Raw genomic sequence first — 14,343 nt, 5'->3', positions numbered from 1 at the left:
GGGTAGGACGGGGACAATGGTTCGTCGCCCCTTCCGGGTGCCGGCTGTCCGGGCATCGCCCGCGCAGGCCCCGGATCGCGGGCGGATCATCCTTCATCAGCCATCCGCCGGGCCGTGCCGGCGGTCGCCAGACACGCAAATCATCTTGTGGAATTTGGCAATGTCCATCGACTTTCCGGACGGCAAGGGCGCTTTCGCCGGCCGCCGTTACCTGCGGGCCGCGCTCTGGGGCTGCACCGCGCTTGTCGTCCTTTCGCCCGTGGCCCCTATGGCGCAGCAGGCCGATATCCTGCCCCAGATCGTGGTCGAGGGCGTCGGCACGAGCGAAGATGCGGACGACAGCTCGACCGTCGCCCTGCGCTCGGCCAGCGGGTCCAGAATGGCCGCGCCGCTTCTGGATACGCCCGCCTCGGTTTCCGTGGTGACGGCGAAGGAGATCGAGGACCGCGGCGCCACCAGCGTCGAGCAGGTGCTGCAATACACCGCCGGCGTGACGACCGACTATTACGGCTCGGACGACCGTTTCGACTTCTTCATGATCCGCGGGTTCGACGCCAATACCTACCGCGACGGGTTGCCGCTTGGCGCGCCCTTCGGCGGGATCCGCGAGGAGCCCTTTGCCTTCGAGCGTGTCGAGGTGGTGAAAGGCGCGAATTCCACCACGTTCGGGGTTTCCGATCCCGGCGGCTCGGTCAATTACGTGACCAAGCTGCCGCGCGACCATCGGTTCGGACAGGCCTATGTGACGGGCGGTTCCTTTGACCACCGCGAGGTCGGATTCGATTTCGGCGACAAGCTGACGCCGGAGTCCAACTGGTCCTATCGCATCACCGGCAAATGGAAGGATGCGAACAAGGAATACGACCATTCCCGCGACGACGACCGGTTCCTGATGGGCGGGCTGACGTGGCAGCCGACCGACGCCACCAGCCTCAGCTTTGTCATCGACTACCTGAAACGCGATTCCGTGCCCGGCAGCGGTGGCCAGCCGGTGGGCGCGAACCTTGCGCGCAGCACCTTCCTCGGCGAGCCGGACTACAATTTCCGCGGGGTCGAGCGCACCTCGCTGTCCATGCTGTTCTCGCATGATTTCGGCACGGGGCTGAGCATGGGGGCCGGCGCGCGCTACAGCAAGGCCAGCACCGATTTCGGCTATGCCTATATCGCCGGGATCGTCGATGCGGAAAACACCATCGCCAGCCGCGCTTTCTTTGGCAACGACAGCTCGAACGAAGCCTTCGTCGCCGACGCGCATCTGCAATACGACACCAGCTTCGCCACGGTCCGGAGCCGCACGCTGGCAGGGGTCGAATATCGCGATTCCTCGGCGGACAATACGGCGTTCTATACCAGCGCACCGAATATCGACTGGTCGAACCCGGTCTATTCCGGCGGGCCGGGCGTGCTGGCGCCCTATAGCAGCAACCATACGAACACCGAAGGCAAGGCGATCTACCTGCAACAGGAATTCACCTTTTCGGACCGGATCATCGCGACATTCGGGCTGCGCCACGACTGGCTGGACACGACCGTGCGCAACAGGCTGACCTCGGCAAGCACCTCGGGCGATGTCAGCAAGACGACGAAGCGGCTTGGTCTGACCTACAAGGTGACGGATGAATTCTCGACCTTCGCCAGCTATGCGGAATCCGTCGCGCCGCCGGATTCGACCAGCGTCGAGCCGGAAGAGGGCAAGCAATACGAACTCGGCGTGAAATACCAGCCCGCGGTGATGCGCGCGCTGTTCAGCGCCGCGGTCTACGACCTGACCAAGACGAACATCTCCGCCACCGATCCGGTGACGCTGCAAAAGGAACCGATCGGCAAGGTCCGGGTGCGGGGCATCGACCTTGAGGCGAAGGCGGAGCTGACGGATCGGGTTAGCCTGATCGCCTCTTATTCGCATTTCGATTCGAAGATCGTCGACAATGGGGCGGATGGCAATGTCGGCAACCGGATGCAGTTCGTGCCGAAGGATGTGGCCGCGCTCTGGGCAACCTACAGCCTGCCGGGGCAGGCCGCGCGCAATGACCTGACCTTCGGGCTGGGCGCGCGTTACACCGGGTCCTATTACATGGACAACGCCAATACGCAGGCCACGGGCGGGGCGGTGACCTATGACGCCGCCGTCACCTATGATCTGCGCGAGGACACCACCCTTGCGCTGAATGTCTCGAACCTGTTCGACAAGAAATACGTCGCCTATGGCGGCTTCGGCGCGGATTTCTACAACCCGGGGCGCGAGGTCGCGCTGACGCTGCGCCACAGCTGGTGAGGTCGTTCAATGCGCCTGCTGCTGGCGTCGCCATGCGGCGGGCGTTTCCCCCGCAATCCGTCGAAAGGTCTTGGTCAGATGGGCCTGATCGGAAAAGCCGAGCCGCGCCGCGATATCGGCCAAGGGCAGATCACCTTCCAGCAAAAGGCGCCGCGCGGCATCGATGCGCTGTTCCGTCTGCCATTGCAGGGGGGTCTTGCCCGTCGTCTTGCGGAAGACCGCGGAAAACCAGCTTTCCGACAGCCCGACCATCGCCGCCATTTCGCCCACGCTCAGCCGCCGGTCGCCATGCGCCGCGACGTGGCGGGTCAGCCGGCGCATCTGCGCGGCGGTCAGCCCGCCCGCGGCGCGCGGGGCGCCTTCGGGCGGCAGGTCCAGCAGCCCGGCGACGATGCTGCCCACAAGGCTTTCGGCATAGACGGCGTGTCTGAGCGGATGCGACACCTCCTCCACCAGCAGGCGCGCCAGCGCCTCGATCGCCGCGACATCCTGGATCTCGACCGGGTGTTTCATCGCGGCCAGCGCCGCCGACGCCCCGACCGAGGGCGTCAGGAAGCGCAGCAGCCGGTCCCTGTGGATATGCACATCCAGATGCGAGAAACGATGGTCGGCGGTGAAGCTGGTCCACAATGGCACGCCAGCCGGCACATAGACGGCGCGGGTCATCGGCCGGGCATGGCCCGCCATCGTCCCGTCGCGGTTCGACATCAGGATATGCGACGAGACGTCGTTGAAGAAGAACACGATCCGCGGGTCCGGCGAAACGTAATAGCCATGCGCGCCGTTCCGGCCCTCTGCCTCCCAGAACACGCTGACCAGACCATCGAGGCCGCGCCACCGGACCGGCACGAGCGGGCGTATGCCCTCGGTCCGGCAGGTCATCGAATGCAGATAGCCCATCCCCTGAATCCCCCGTGCGTTGCGGATGTGAAAGCGTGAGGGCCTGCCTGCCTGTCCGACGGCGCGCCGCGCCGCTTCCGGTTCCGGGGGAGCGATCCACAGTCGCGCATATTGGTCCATCCGGCCGCGCCTTGCAACCGCAGCGCATCGGAGCCACCCTGACGCGCCGCACCGGCCCGACCCCGCACCGACAGGCAGGACGCCTCCTTACATGCTGAAAGACTTCTTTTCCTACTACCGCCCGCACAAGCGCCTGTTCTGGCTGGATTTCGGCTGCGCCATCCTGTCCGGCCTGCTGGAGCTGTCGTTCCCGATCGCGATCACCGTCTTCATCGACCGGCTGCTGCCTCTGGGCGACTGGACGCTGACCATCGCGGCGGCCGGCGGCCTGCTGCTGGTCTATGCGCTGAACACCGCGCTGATGGGGATCGTGATCTACTGGGGCCACAAGCTGGGCATCGAGATCGAGACCGAGATGCGCGCCCGCGCCTTTGCCCATCTGACGCGGCTTGGCTGGGGCTGGTATGACCGCGCCCGCACCGGCAAGCTGGTGGCGCGCGTGACCCGCGACCTCGAGGAGATCGGCGAGGTCGCCCACCACGGCCCCGAGGATCTGGTGATCGCGATCATGACCTTTGCCGGGGCCTTCGTACTGATGCTGAACCTGCATGTGACGCTGGCGCTGATCACCGCGCTGATCGTGCCGGTGACGGTCTGGCTGGTGGTGGTCTACGGCGGCCGCATGACCCGCACCTGGCAGGAGATCTACGCCCGCGTCGGCCAGTTCAACGTGCGTCTGGAAGAGGCGATCGGCGGCATCCGCGTCGTGCAGGCCTTTGCCAACGAGACGCATGAACGCCGCCTGTTCGCGCGCGACAACGCCGCCTATCGCGGCACCAAGCTGGAAGCCTACCGCGTCATGGCGGTCTCGACCGCCATCCATTACATGGGGCTGCGCTTCGTTCAGGTGGTGGTGATGGTGGTGGGTGCGGGCTTCGTGCTGGCGGGCAGCATGAGCACCGGGGCCTTCGTCGGCTTCCTGCTGCTGGTCGGCGTGTTCTTCCGCCCGCTGGAAAAGATCGCCGCGGTGATCGAGACCTATCCGCGCGGCATCGCCGGTTTCCGCCGCTTTCAGGAATTGCTGGAGACCGAGCCCGACGTGCGCGACCGCCCCGATGCGATCCCTGCGCCGCCTCTGGCGGGCGATATCCGGTTCGAGGATGTCTCCTTCAGCTATGACGGGCACCGCGCCATCCTGAACCACGTCTCGCTGTCCGTGACGGCGGGGGAGACGGTGGCCTTTGTCGGCGCCTCGGGCGCGGGGAAGACCACGCTGCTGGCGCTGCTGCCGCGGTTCTACGAACCGACCTCGGGCCGGATCCGCATCGACGGGCTGGACCTTGCGCAGATGACGCTCGAAAGCCTGCGGCGGCAGATCGGCATCGTCTCGCAGGACGTGTTCCTGTTCGGCGCCAGCCTGCGCGAGAACATCGCCTATGGCCGCCTTGGCGCCAGCGAGGAAGAGATCATCGCCGCCGCCGAAAAGGCGCAGCTTTCCGGGCTGATCGCCGGCCTGTCCGAGGGGCTGGACACCGAGGTCGGCGAACGCGGGGTGATGCTGTCCGGCGGGCAAAAACAGCGCGTGGCGATCGCCCGCGCCTTCCTGAAGAACCCGCCGATCCTCGTGCTGGACGAGGCGACATCGGCGCTGGATACCGAAACCGAGCGCGAGATTCAGGCGGCGCTGGAGGCGCTGGCCGTCGGGCGCACGACGCTGGTGATCGCGCACCGGCTGGGCACGATCCGCAACGCCGACCGGATCGTGGTGATGGAACATGGACAGATCCGCGAGATCGGCAGCCATGCCGAATTGCTGGCCCGCGACGGGCTTTATGCCCGGCTCGCCGCCTGAGCCGGGAGCCGAAAGGACATGGGATGACCCACAAGATCCTGTCGCATGGGGCGATCGCCTTGCCCTTCACGGTGGTCCGGGACTGGGCGAAGACCTCACCCCAATACGAGGATCATGGCCGGGTCGAGCCGGACGGATCGCTGGTGCTGGCCTTCGGCGCGGGCGAGGTCGGCATTACCCCGGACGGCGCGGAAACCCGCCTGTGGATCGGCGCGCAGGACGCCGCCGGGGCGCAGGTGTTGCGCGATTTCATCAACCAGACGGCCGCCGAGGCCGGCGTTGCGATCCGCTGGCGGGAACGGTTCACCCCGGGCCGGCCTGTGAACCTGAGCCTTGGCCGCGTCACCGCGATCCGGCGGATCAGCCCGGCCTTCCGACGGGTCGAGGTCGAGGGGCCGGACATCGCGCGGCTTCTGGGTGGCGGGCTGCATTTCCGCCTGCTGATGGGCCCACAGGGGGCAGGCTGGCCGACGATAGATACCGCCGGCCTGACGCAATGGGAGGGTGGCATCGCTGCCTGGCATCGCCCGGTTTACACGATCCGCACCATCTCGGAGACAGGCGGGATCGGTTTCGACATCTTCCTGCACGAAGGTGGCCGCGTCAGCCAGTGGTCCGAGGCCCTGCATATCGGCGATGAGGTCGCGCTGATGGGGCCTTCGGGTGGCGATATTCCCGCCGATCCCGGCTGGATCGGCCTGTTTGGCGATGAAACCGCGCTGCCGGCACTGGCGCGTATTCTCGCGGCGCTGCCAGCCGGAGCACGGGGGCAGGCGGATATTCTGGTGCCCGAGGCCGCCGATATCCAGCCCTTGCCGCATCCGGCGGGGGTGCGTCTGAACTGGCTCTTGCGCAGCGATGGCGGCGATCTGCTGGCGGCGCTTGCCGAGATGACCCCACCCGGGGCCGGCCGATTCGTCTTTTTCGCTGCAGGCAAGACGGAAACCACCGCGGCCCGCCGTATTCTGGAAGGGCGGGGTTTCGGCAAGAAGGAATTCTGGGCGATGGCCTACTGGCAATAGGCCGAGGCCTATTACCTTGCAATGGTTATCGATTTCCATTCCCGGCGTGTGATCGGCCGGTTTCGAGGTCATGGCCCGGCTTGGCGGCGGCGGGGGGCCCGGCGTCGAACGGTGCTGCAGAGGAAGGGCTTTCATCCCACTTCGGCCGTGGGACGGGTGGGTGCGGCAACGGTGGCCGTGGTCCCGCGCGGACTGGATGCGGCGCAGGCGCGCAACGCGCTGTCCAACGCGGCGACGGGGGCGGGCGGGCTGATGGGCCCCTTTGGCGCTCATGGCAAGCCGTTCATTCCGGTAAGGCTGCGATGGCCGGAATCCTCGCCGCCGACCTCGCGCAGGAGGTGCCGCTTCATGCCGCCAGGGGATTGCTCGGAGTGCCGCGCACGCTGCTGCTCAAGGTCAATGCGGGGCATCCGGCCCTGTCGGATCCGCGCGCCCGTCAGGCGCTGAGCATGGTGATCGACCGTGAGGGGCTGGCCGAGGCGATCCTGCGCTTTCCGGCAGGCGGCACGCAGCTTTTCCCGCCCTCGCTCGGCGAATGGCATGCCGAAGGGGTCGCGCCGCTGGCCTGTGACCCTGAAAAGGCCCGGGCGCTGCTGGCGGAGCTAGGCTGGCAGCCGGGGCCGGATGGCATCCTGACCCGGAACGGCGAGCGTTTCAGCCTGACGCTGACGACCTTCCCCGACCGGCCGGAATTGCCGCTCTCGGCGGCGGTGCTGCAACAGATGGCATCGGCATGATCTTGCCGGAACGGATGGCGCGGTCCGCCTTTGCGCCGGCGCTCTGGCTACCCGGCGGAAGGTTGGTTATCGTCGCGTCATGCGCCGCGGCATTTGTCTTATCGCTTTGATCGTGCCCCTGAGCTTCGGGGCAGCGCGGGGATATGCCCATCCACATGAGTTCATCGATACCGGCATAACCTTCCGGTTCGACGCGCAGGCGCGGCTGGACTCGATCGGCGTCGTCTGGGTCTGGGACGAGCTGACATCGATGCTGATCGTCGCGGACATGGGCATGGATGCGGATGGCGATGGCAGGCTGACGGACGGGGAACTGGACCGGCTGCGCGATCATTTCAGCGACTGGCCCGAGGGGTTCGACGGGGATCTTCATGTCCGTCAGGATGGCGGCGCGGTCGCATTGAGCGGCCCCGTCGACACGCGCGCCGAATATCGGGACGGCCGGCTGGTCGTCAGCCATGTTCGGGTGCTGCCGGACCGCATTTCCCCCGAAACCGGCCCGGTCATCCTGCAGGCCTACGATCCCGGCTATTATGCCTTCTACGATCTGGCGGGCGCCCCCGCGATCCTCGGGCGCGAGGATTGCCGCGTCGACATCCGCAAGGCCGACATTACGGCCGCGCAGAAGCTTTACGATCAGTTGCTGGGACAATTGACCGAAGAGGAAATCATGGAAGAAGGCAGGTATCCCGAGGTTGGGGGTGCCTTTGCCGATGAGGTCAGGCTGGAATGCGACAGGCGGCGGTGATCGCAATCCTCATGGCGATCGTCGGATTGTCCTTCGCCCTTGGGCCGCAGGACTGGTTCGCCCGTCATGTGATCTCTTTGCAGCGGGAGGCGCAGAACGCGCTTGCGGGGGCGCTGCGCGCGCTCCGGGCGGGTCAGCCGGGGGCGGTTTCCGCCTTTCTCCTGCTTTGCTTCTCGCACGGGTTCCTGCATGCGCTCGGCCCCGGTCACGGGAAGGCCGTGCTCGCCGCATATGGCGCCGCGTCGCCGACCTCGTTGCGCCGGCTGATGGTGGTGGCGGCACTGTCAAGTCTGGCGCAGGCGGCAATGGCGGTGGCTCTGGTCTATGCCGCGGTCTGGCTGCTTGACGGCGCGCGTGGCCGGATCGAGGGGCTTGCCGCGATGATCGAGCCGCTTTCGTTCACGCTGGTCGGAGTCCTTGGCCTGTTGCTCGTCAAGCGGGGCGCAGGGCGTCTGGCCGAAGTCCGGAGGGGAGGGGCGGATCCTCACGATCACCCGCCCGGCTGCGGCTGCGGCCACGCGCATGCTCCGCTCACGCTTTCCGCGACGCGCGACCGGTGGGAAGCCACGGCACTGATCCTCGGCATCGCGCTGCGCCCCTGCAGCAGCGCGCTTTTCCTGCTGATCCTGACATGGCGGTTCGATCTGGATCTTCTGGGCATCCTCGGTGTTCTGGTCATGGGGCTGGGGACGGTGATGGTCACGGCGTCGGCAGGACTGATCGCCCAGTTGATGCGGCGGGGGATGTTTCTGGCCCTGCCCGCGGGGCGGTCCCTGGTGCCCGCAATGGCGGTATCGGAAATCACGCTTGGCGCGGCAATCGCGGTTCTGGCCGGTGTGACGGTTTTCCGCCTGATCTGACATGCCCGGTGTGTCCGGGCTCCGGAGACAACGGACTGTGCCGCCACTTCGGCGCTGGCAGCCGATATCCATCCGGGAAAACCGGTCGTGACGGTGTCCCCCGCAAAGGGCAGCATCGGGCCGGGGTTGGGTCAAATGCCGGTTCTGGCAATGCCCCGGAGAATGTCGTTCTCCACAATGGCGCCTGCGCCCACATGAATGCGCGGAGATGGCATGACAGTGGATGAGAGCATTTCACTTTACGCCCTTGTCGCAAAGGCCATAGCTGGCCCGCTCAGGAAACGGCGGGCTTCTTCCTTGCGCGGATGAAGGAATGCAGGCTGACGATTTCATATCCCAGCCGGTCTGCCAGATCCTGCCGTATCCGGTTCAGCTCTTCGCTTGGCAGTTCGATCACCTCGCCGCTGTCGACATCGACAAGGTGGTCATGCTGCGACGCGGGGGTGATTTCAAAGCGGGCGGGTTCGTTCTCGAAGGTCAGCCGCTGTACGAGGCCCGCCTCCTCCAGCGTCGAGAGCGTGCGGTAGACCGTGGCGAGCGAGACGGAATCGTCTAACGCCCGCACCCGCACGAAGATTTCCTCGGCATTCGGATGGTCGGTCGATTCCATCAGGGTCGCCAGCAGCGCGACGCGCTGCTGCGTCACCTTCAGCCCCGCTTCCCGCAGGGCCTGAACGAATTCGCTGCTGTCGTTCGGCATGACGGCTCCTGTTTCGGGGTTCCTACTCTTTGGGCCACGGCTTCGCAATCTTTATGCGTAAATGCGATTGCTTCTCATTATCTGTTGACTTGTGCGAATGGTTCGCATTTACATGTAGGGGCTGACCAAACCGAAGGGGACATGGCATGACTTCCGCACTGACACGGCTCATGGGCGCAACGGCGATCATGATGCTTTGCGCGACCGGCGCGTCTGCGGAGGGCAAGATGAAGGTGGTGACGACCTTCACGGTGATCGCCGACATGGCGCGGAACGTGGCGGGCGACGCGGCCGAGGTGGTTTCGATCACCAAGCCGGGGGCCGAGATCCACGGCTATGAACCGACGCCGCAGGATATCGTCCGGGCGCAGGATGCCGATCTGATCCTGTGGAATGGGCTGAACCTCGAACTGTGGTTCGGGCAGTTCCTGTCGAACCTGAAGGACGTGCCCGCCGTGACCGTGACCGAGGGAATCGAACCGATCGCCATCGACGGCGGCGACTACGACGGCAAACCGAACCCGCACGCATGGATGGGGTTGTCGAGCGCGGACATCTACATCGACAATATCGAAAAGGCGCTTGCCGAATACGATCCGGCGAATGCGGACATCTACAGGACCAATGCCGAAGCCTACAGGATCAGGCTGGCCGAGACGATTGCGCCCCTGAAGGCCGATATCGCCGCGCTCCCCGAGGATCGGCGCTGGCTGGTCAGTTGCGAGGGCGCGTTCAGCTATCTTGCCCGCGATTTCGGCCTGCGGGAGCTTTACCTCTGGCCGATCAACGCCGACCAGATGGGCACGCCGCAACAGGTGCGCCGCGTCATCGACGGGGTGCGGAAGAACCGCATCCCCGCCGTCTTCTGCGAAAGCACGGTGAATACCGCCCCCGCCCGGCAGGTGGCGCGGGAAACCGGGGCGCATTATGGCGGCGTCCTCTATGTCGACAGCCTGTCGGAACCCGATGGCCCGGTGCCGACCTATCTCGATCTGCTGCGGGTCACGTCGGAAACCTTGGCCAGGGGGCTGGCCGACGGGATGGATTAAGGGCGGCCGCCCCTTTCGACAGACAAAGGACATGCAGGACATGGAACAGAAGATCGCTGCAGGCGACCCGGCGGGCGGCATCATGGCAAGCGATGTCACCGTAACCTATCGCAACGGCCACACCGCGCTCCGTGATGCGCGTTTCGAGACCCCGCGCGGCACGATAACCGCGCTGGTCGGCGTGAATGGCGCGGGCAAATCCACGTTGTTCAAGGCGATCATGGGGTTCGTTCCGCTGGCGAAGGGGCAGATCCGTCTGCTCGGCCTGCCGGTGAAGGAGGCGCTGAAAAGGAACCTTGTCGCCTATGTGCCGCAGTCCGAGGAGGTGGACTGGTCCTTCCCGGTGCTGGTCGAGGATGTGGTGATGATGGGGCGCTTCGGCCACATGGGGTTCCTGCGCCGCCCGGCAAAGGCCGACTACGAGGCCGTCGCGGCGGCGCTGGCCCGGGTCGGCATGTCCGATTTCCGCAAGCGCCAGATCGGTGAGCTTTCGGGCGGCCAGAAGAAGCGCGTCTTCCTTGCCCGCGCGCTGGCGCAGGACGGACAGCTGATCCTGCTGGACGAGCCCTTCACCGGCGTCGACGTCAAGACCGAGGAGCAGATCATCGCGCTTTTGCGCGAATTGCGCGACGAGGGCCGGGTGATGCTGGTCTCGACGCACAACCTCGGCTCGGTGCCGGAATTCTGCGATCGCTGCGTCTTGGTGAAGGGCACAGTGCTGAGCTACGGCCCGACGGGGGCCACTTTCACCCGCGAAAACCTCGAGGCCGCCTTCGGGGGCGTGCTGCGGCAGTTCACGCTTGGCGGAGCGGCATTGCATGACGATGACGACGCGCGCCATGTCTCGATCCTGACGGATGATGAACGCCCGCTGGTGCAATACGGCGATCGGACCCGCCGCGCGGGGGAGGTGAAATGACCACCCTCCTCGAACCCTTCAGCTACGGCTTCATGGTGAATGCGATGTGGGTTTCCGCGCTTGTGGGCGGGGTCTGCGCCTTCCTGTCGGCCTATCTGACGCTCAAGGGCTGGTCGCTGATCGGCGACGCGCTTTCGCATTCGGTCGTGCCGGGGGTGGCCGGCGCCTATATGCTGGGCCTGCCCTTCGCGCTTGGCGCCTTCATCGCCGGAGGTCTGGCGGCGGCGGCGATGCTGTTCCTGTCGGATCGGTCGGGGTTGAAGATCGACGTGGTGATCGGGCTGATCTTCACCGCGTTCTTCGGGCTCGGGCTGTTCATGGTGTCGGTCAACCCGATGGCGATTTCGGTCCAGACGATCACCATGGGCAATATTCTGGCGATCACGCCCGGCGATACGCTGCAACTGGCGATCATCGGTTTCGTGTCGCTGGCGGTGCTGCTGGCGAAATGGAAGGACCTGATGGTGGTGTTCTTCGACGAAAGCCATGCGCGCACCGTGGGGTTGAACCCGGGGCTCCTGAAGGCGGTCTTCTTCATCCTCCTGTCGGCCTGCGTGGTGGCGGCGATGCAGACGGTGGGGGCGTTTCTGGTGATCGCCATGGTGGTGACGCCGGGGGCCACGGCCTATCTGCTGTGCGATCGCTTCCCGCGGCTGATCGCGACCTCGGTGCTGATCGGCACGGTGACGAGCTTCCTTGGCGCCTATGCCAGCTATTTCCTCGACGGGGCGACAGGGGGCATCATCGTTTGCCTGCAAACGCTGATCTTCCTGACGGCCTTTGTCTTCGCGCCGAAACACGGCCTTCTGGCCGCGCGCCGCAAGGCGGCCCGAAGCCCCGGCATGGAGACCGCGCGATGATCGAGACGCTGTTGTCCCCCTTTCAGTTCGGCTTCATGCAAAACGCCTTCTGGATCGCCGCGATGGTGGCGGTGCCCACGGCGCTGCTGTCCTGTTTCCTCGTGCTGAAGGGCTGGGCGCTGATGGGCGATGCGGTCAGCCACGCCGTCCTGCCGGGTATCGTGCTGGCCTATATCACCGGCATTCCCCTGATCGTCGGGGCCTTCGGTGCGGGCATGGTGACGGCGCTGGCGACCGGCTATCTGGCCGACAACAGCCGGGTCAAGCGCGACACGGTGATGGGTGTCGTCTATTCCGGCATGTTCGGCGCGGGCGTGGTGCTTTACACCTCGGTCACCTCGGAGGCGCATCTGGACCATATCCTGTTCGGCAACATGCTTGGGGTGGGGTCGGAGGATCTGTGGACGGCGGGGATCATCGCGCTGTTCGTGACGGTGGCGTTGGCGCTGAAATGGAAGGACCTGATGCTGCATGCCTTCGATCCTGCGCAGGCGCGGGTCTCTGGCCTGCCGGTCGGGTTGTTGCATTACGGGCTTCTGGCGATCCTGTCGCTGACGGTGGTGGCGACGCTTTCCGCGACGGGGCTGATCCTTGCCGTGGGGCTCTTGATCGCGCCGGGGGCGATCGCCTTTCTGATCACGCGCAGCTTCGGCCGGATGCTGGTCGTGGCCTCGGTGGTCTGCCTGATCGCGATGCTGTCCGGGGTCTATGCCAGCTTCTTCCTCGACAGCGCGCCCGCCCCCACGATCATTCTGATCCTGACCGGCATCTTTGTCGCGGTCTTTATCCGGAAATCGTATCCCTTGCGCCAGACCGAGGCGACGAACTGAAGCTCCGGCTTCATTGCACAAGCCGGGGGTCGTGCGCCAGGGTCAGGAAGCCCGCGATATCGTCGATCGCTTCCTCGCCCCGGCGCGCCGACATGAAGGCCCTTGTCGATCCCTTAGCCCAGCCGGACGGCCCGGATCGGCAGGCCGGTGCCCTCTTCGCGCAGGATCCAGTCGGGCATCGCACTGACTTCGGTCATGTGAACGACCTGCTGGCGGTGCTGCGCTTCGCGCAGAACCCGCGAGACCGCTTGGCCGGGTTCCGCGTGCTACACTTGGTGCCCGGCGTCGGCCCCGGCACGGCGGGCATCGAGATCCAAGTGCCCGTTTCAGCCGGCCGGTTCGGGGAGGGATGGGCGCGGCCTCCGAAGGGAAAGTGCGGAAGCCACGCCTTTTCCTTTCAGGCGAAGCGTTCGGGGCGGAAGGTCGCCAGCATCGGATGGCGTACGCCTGTCACGATCTCGTAGGCGGCCATTTCCCCGACGATCAGGCCGAGCGTCGCGCCCGAATGGCTGAACGCCACATAAAGCCCCGGCAGCGTCGTGACGGCGCCGATCACCGGTTCGCCATCGCCCGGAATGGGCTTGCGCCCGGCACCCCAACGATCCGCCTTCAGACGTGGATGGCCTTCGAGCACCTGCGACGCCTCGGCCAAGAGGTCTTCGACCACGGCGGGATCCACCAGATAGGCACCATCCTTCGCCGCGACGCCTTCGACTGCGGCCCAGTCGGCGTCGAGCGAGAACCGATTGCCTGGCGCCGGGCGGATTGCGACGCGGGGCGTGTTCAGGACGGCCCTGAGCGGATGCTCTACGGGTTCTGTGACGATCAGCAGCGCCAGAGGCGTGCCATCATCGATCCGCACGCCGACCTTTGCCGCCATCGCCGGCACCGAGGGGCCCGTCGCCAGCATCACCACATCTGCCAGATGGAGGGCGTTGCCCGTCCGTGCGCCGATGGCCCGGCCATCTTCGGCTATCACTTCGGCCGCCCCTTCATCGGTGATCAGCGTCCCGCCCAGTGCCGCGAACTCCGTCAGCAGGTGCGCGATCAGCGACGGCAGGTCCACCCAGCCTTCGCCGGGGTTGAAGATCGCGCCCTCGGGCGTAACGGCGGCGGTATCGGTTCCGGGCGTCCAGTCGGCGATCTCGTCGGCGTTCAGATGCACGGCGTCATAACCCAGGGAGACTTCGTGGGCGAAGGCGGCGGCGATGCCGTTGCTCTCATCGTCGGCGTCCCATGTCAGCCCGCCGTCGAAACGCAGCCAGTCCACCCGCCCGAGCCGGGCGGAGAGTGTGCGGTAACGGTCCATCCCGGCCATGCGCAGATCATGGTATTCGCGCGATCGCCTCCGCGAAGAATTGAGCCAGGAAAGCGAGCGCCCCGAGGCTCCGTTCGCCACCGGCCCATCATTGATGAGTGTGACCGCGACGCCGCGGCGGGCCAGCTGCACCGCCGTGGATACGCCGAAAATGCCGGCGCCGATGATCACCGTGCTTGTGGGAGTTGCGAAAGTCATGTTCCCGTCGTCCTT

General features: G+C 66.0%; 13 protein-coding genes. 10 read left to right on the top strand and 3 right to left on the bottom strand.

All coding sequences use genetic code 11. From position 1 onward, the window contains the following. The first annotated feature begins 160 nt into the window (after nt 1-160). Entirely contained in the window at nt 161-2,275 is a 2,115-nt protein-coding gene (locus D2T30_RS17170; RefSeq protein ID WP_128209883.1) for a TonB-dependent siderophore receptor, read from the top strand. A 6-nt stretch (nt 2,276-2,281) separates the two neighbouring features. On the opposite strand, the gene D2T30_RS17165 is transcribed toward D2T30_RS17170, so the two are convergent. Continuing rightward, a complete protein-coding gene (locus D2T30_RS17165) occupies nt 2,282-3,175 on the bottom strand; it encodes a helix-turn-helix domain-containing protein (RefSeq protein ID WP_128209882.1) in 894 nt (297 codons plus the stop codon). A gap of 211 nt (nt 3,176-3,386) precedes the next feature. Here D2T30_RS17165 and D2T30_RS17160 point away from each other — a divergent pair, with 211 nt between their 5' ends. From D2T30_RS17160 to D2T30_RS17140, 5 genes are all read left to right on the top strand, one after another. After that, nucleotides 3,387-5,087, top strand: a complete 1,701-nt coding sequence (locus D2T30_RS17160; protein ID WP_128209881.1) for an ABC transporter ATP-binding protein — start codon at nt 3,387-3,389, stop codon at nt 5,085-5,087. 23 nt (nt 5,088-5,110) lie between these two features. Beyond that, entirely contained in the window at nt 5,111-6,109 is a 999-nt protein-coding gene (locus D2T30_RS17155; protein WP_128209880.1) for a siderophore-interacting protein, read from the top strand. A gap of 302 nt (nt 6,110-6,411) precedes the next feature. Continuing rightward, entirely contained in the window at nt 6,412-6,846 is a 435-nt protein-coding gene (locus tag D2T30_RS17150; protein ID WP_128209879.1) for an ABC transporter substrate-binding protein, read from the top strand. Between the two features lie 79 nt (nt 6,847-6,925). After that, entirely contained in the window at nt 6,926-7,594 is a 669-nt protein-coding gene (locus D2T30_RS17145) for a DUF1007 family protein (protein ID WP_128209878.1), read from the top strand. Continuing rightward, a complete protein-coding gene (locus D2T30_RS17140; RefSeq protein WP_164884332.1) occupies nt 7,576-8,454 on the top strand; it encodes a nickel/cobalt transporter in 879 nt (292 codons plus the stop codon). Before D2T30_RS17145 ends, D2T30_RS17140 begins: the two co-directional genes overlap by 19 nt. Nucleotides 8,455-8,728: 274 nt before the next feature. On the opposite strand, the gene D2T30_RS17135 is transcribed toward D2T30_RS17140, so the two are convergent. After that, the gene (locus D2T30_RS17135; protein WP_128186378.1) at nt 8,729-9,154 is read right to left on the bottom strand and encodes a Fur family transcriptional regulator; all 426 of its coding nucleotides are present in this window, start codon (nt 9,152-9,154) and stop codon (nt 8,729-8,731) included. A gap of 170 nt (nt 9,155-9,324) precedes the next feature. Between D2T30_RS17135 and D2T30_RS17130 the strand changes: the two genes are divergently transcribed. From D2T30_RS17130 to D2T30_RS17115, 4 genes are read left to right on the top strand one after another with little or no spacing between them, the layout of a single operon-like run. Continuing rightward, entirely contained in the window at nt 9,325-10,203 is an 879-nt protein-coding gene (locus D2T30_RS17130) for a metal ABC transporter substrate-binding protein (RefSeq protein WP_277749563.1), read from the top strand. Nucleotides 10,204-10,243: 40 nt separating this feature from the next. Then, on the top strand, nt 10,244-11,122 hold the full coding sequence (locus tag D2T30_RS17125; RefSeq protein WP_164884331.1) for a manganese/iron ABC transporter ATP-binding protein: 879 nt from the start codon (nt 10,244-10,246) through the stop codon (nt 11,120-11,122). After that, complete coding sequence (locus D2T30_RS17120) at nt 11,119-11,982, top strand: metal ABC transporter permease (RefSeq protein WP_128209875.1); 864 nt, start codon at nt 11,119-11,121, stop codon at nt 11,980-11,982. Before D2T30_RS17125 ends, D2T30_RS17120 begins: the two co-directional genes overlap by 4 nt. Beyond that, nucleotides 11,979-12,812, top strand: a complete 834-nt coding sequence (locus tag D2T30_RS17115; protein ID WP_128209874.1) for a metal ABC transporter permease — start codon at nt 11,979-11,981, stop codon at nt 12,810-12,812. Before D2T30_RS17120 ends, D2T30_RS17115 begins: the two co-directional genes overlap by 4 nt. 397 nt (nt 12,813-13,209) lie before the next feature. Here D2T30_RS17115 and D2T30_RS17105 read toward each other — a convergent pair whose 3' ends face one another. Further along, nucleotides 13,210-14,328: an NAD(P)/FAD-dependent oxidoreductase gene (locus tag D2T30_RS17105; RefSeq protein ID WP_128209872.1), complete on the bottom strand. Its 1,119-nt coding sequence runs from the start codon at nt 14,326-14,328 to the stop codon at nt 13,210-13,212. Nucleotides 14,329-14,343 lie beyond the last annotated feature (15 nt).

Origin of the sequence: Paenirhodobacter populi (genome assembly GCF_004022215.1) — a bacterium.
Lineage (GTDB): Bacteria > Pseudomonadota > Alphaproteobacteria > Rhodobacterales > Rhodobacteraceae > Rhodobacter > Rhodobacter populi.
Note: the sequence above shows the minus strand (reverse complement) of the source record. Positions and strands in the feature narration are given on the sequence as shown.